The 2,474-nt window shown below is 75.6% G+C and carries 2 protein-coding genes; both read left to right on the forward strand.

Annotated elements, in window-relative coordinates:
* The coding region (locus ABTY20_RS35090; RefSeq protein WP_352001189.1) for a DUF4139 domain-containing protein at positions 1 to 864 on the forward strand (864 nt) is incomplete at its 5' end.
* Positions 865 to 871: 7 nt separating this feature from the next.
* Positions 872 to 2,431: a DUF4139 domain-containing protein gene (locus ABTY20_RS35095; RefSeq protein WP_352001190.1), complete on the forward strand. Its 1,560-nt coding sequence runs from the start codon at positions 872 to 874 to the stop codon at positions 2,429 to 2,431.
* Positions 2,432 to 2,474: the final 43 nt, after the last annotated feature.

The following is a 2,474-nucleotide window of genomic DNA, read 5'->3' on the forward strand; positions in this document are numbered from 1 at the left end:
GCCGCGCCGCCGGCGCCCGTGGCCGGTCCGCCGCAGCCGGACGGCGCCGAGCTCGACTACTCCGCGCTCGTCCTGTGCGGCCCGGACGAACCGGAGGGACGCCGGGGCCGGCTGTTCCCCGGGGGCGGCTTCGACCCGGTGACCGTCGAGCACCGCCGCCGCGCCGAGGCGGTGACCGCGCTGCCCCTTCCCGGGTGCGCCGTGCGGCCCCGCGAGTCGGCGGGTTCCTTCGACCACCGCTTCGACGCCGCCGCGCCCGCCGACATCCCCTCGGACGGCACCTGGCACACCGTCACCGTCGGCGAGATCCCCGTCGGGCTCAGGACCGAGTACATCTGCGTGCCGTCCGTGGAACGGACCGTGTACACGACGCTGGTGCTCTCCAACGCCACCGGTCAGGCGCTGCTGGCCGGCCCGGTGGAGGTCACCGTGGACGAGGACTTCCTGCTGACCGCCGCCCTGCCCACGCTCGCCCCCGGCGGGGTGTGCCGGGTGGGGCTCGGACCGGCCGAGGCCCTCGGGGTCACCCGCCGGGTGAATCTGCACGAGTCGACCACGGGCCTGCGCAACAACGTCACCGTGCTCGACCACCGCGTTCACGTGGAGCTGGCCAACCGGCTCCCGGTGCCCGTCTCCGTGGAGGTGCGCGAGCGCGTGCCCGTCACCTCCGACCCGGACGTCCGGATCGAGGAGCGGGCCGACTGGACGGCGCCCGGGGGTGACACGGGCCCGGAGCACCACGCGCCGGGCACCCGTCTGTGGCGGATCGAGCTGCCCGCCGGAGGCACCGCCGCGCTCGACGGCGGCTACGAGATCCGGATCCCGGCCGGCAAGGCCCTCACCGGCGGCAATCGCAGGAGCTGACACAGCCATGTCTACGTCATCGCGGCCCATCCCCCTCCCCGTCACCGCCGTCACCTGCACGGAGGACCGTGCCCACGTCGAGCGCACCGCCGTGCTCGACCTGGAGGCCGGCACCCAGCGGCTGCGTCTGGGACCGGTCGGCGCGCTGGCCGTCGACCGCACCCTCCACGCCGAACTGACCTCCGGTCACCCGGCGACCGTGCTCGATGTGCGGATCGTCCGGAGCTGGACGCCGCGCGGGCCGCGGCCCGCCGACGACGACTCCGCGCTGCGCCGGCGGGTGACGGCCCTGGAGGAGGAGCGGACGGTCCTGGAACAGCGGTGCGACCGGCTGCGTGTCCGCCTCGACCTGCTCGGCCGTCTCGCCGCCGATCTGCTGCGGGAGATCGGCGAGGGCGCCGGTTTTGGAGAGGCGGAGAGGGGCCGCTGGACCCGGGAACTGGACCGGGTGGACGGCGAACGCGATTCCCACGGCGAGCGGCTGCGCGCGGTGGAGGCCGAGTTGACCGGTGTCGTCGCCGAACTCTCCGAGACCCGGCGGCTCATGGAGCTCTCCGAGACCGAGCCCGCCGAGCTGGTCGGCCACATCGAGCTGACCGTGCACGCCTCGGCCGCCGGGCGGGCCGGGCTTCGTCTGAGCCATCTCACGCCGTGCGCGGTGTGGCGGCCCGCCTACCGGGCCGTGCTCGACGGCGATTCGCTCACGCTGGACACCGACGCGGTCGTCTGGCAGCGCACCGGCGAGGACTGGTCGGACGTACGGCTGACCTTGTCGACGGCCCGCTCCGCGCGTGCCGCGGAACCGCCCCGGCTCGGCGAGGACCGGCTGACGCTCCAGGACCGCTCCGCCGCGGAGCGCCGCACCGTCCACGTCGGCCTGCGCGAGGAGGAGATCACGGACCTGGGTCCCGTGCCCGTGCCCGGCCTGCCGGGCGTGGACGACGGCGGGGAGGTACGCGTGCTCCACTCCCCCGCGCCGGTCTCCGTGCCGGCGGACGGCCGCGCCCACCGGGTTCCGCTCTCCTCCTTCACCTCGCCCGCGAGGAGCGAGTACGCCTGCTCGCCCGAGCTGTCGCCCCTGGTCGGCCAGGTGGTGCGGGGCGACAACCTGTCCGGCCACGCGCTGCTCGCCGGGCCGGTCGACCTGGTCCGCGGCAGCGGGTTCACCGGACGCGGCACCCTGGACTTCACCGCCCCCGGCGCCCCCCTCGAGGTGGCCTTCGGCAGCCGGGACGACCACCGGGTCCTGCGGGAGGCCGAGGAGACCCGCGAGACCGCCGGGATCACCCAGCGGACCGTGCTCACCCGGACCGTCCGGCTGCACCTGTCCAGGTTCTCCGCCCCCGGTGAGGACGACGACAGGGTGGTCGTCGTCCGGGAGCGCATCCCGGTCTCCGAGGTCTCGGCGGTGGAGGTGCGCCTGCGCCGGGACGGCTGCTCCCCCGCGCCCGACGCCATCGACGAGGACGGTGTCGTCCGCTGGAACGTCCCGCTGGCCCCGGGCGGCCGGCGCACCGTCACCCTCGTCTACGAGATCTCGGCGAGCGGCAGGGTCACCGGTCTGTGACACCCGGAGCGGCGGCACCGCGGCACCCTCCGCGCGGAGGGTG

This window comes from Streptomyces sp. NPDC126497 (assembly GCF_040302425.1).
Classification (GTDB): domain Bacteria; phylum Actinomycetota; class Actinomycetes; order Streptomycetales; family Streptomycetaceae; genus Streptomyces.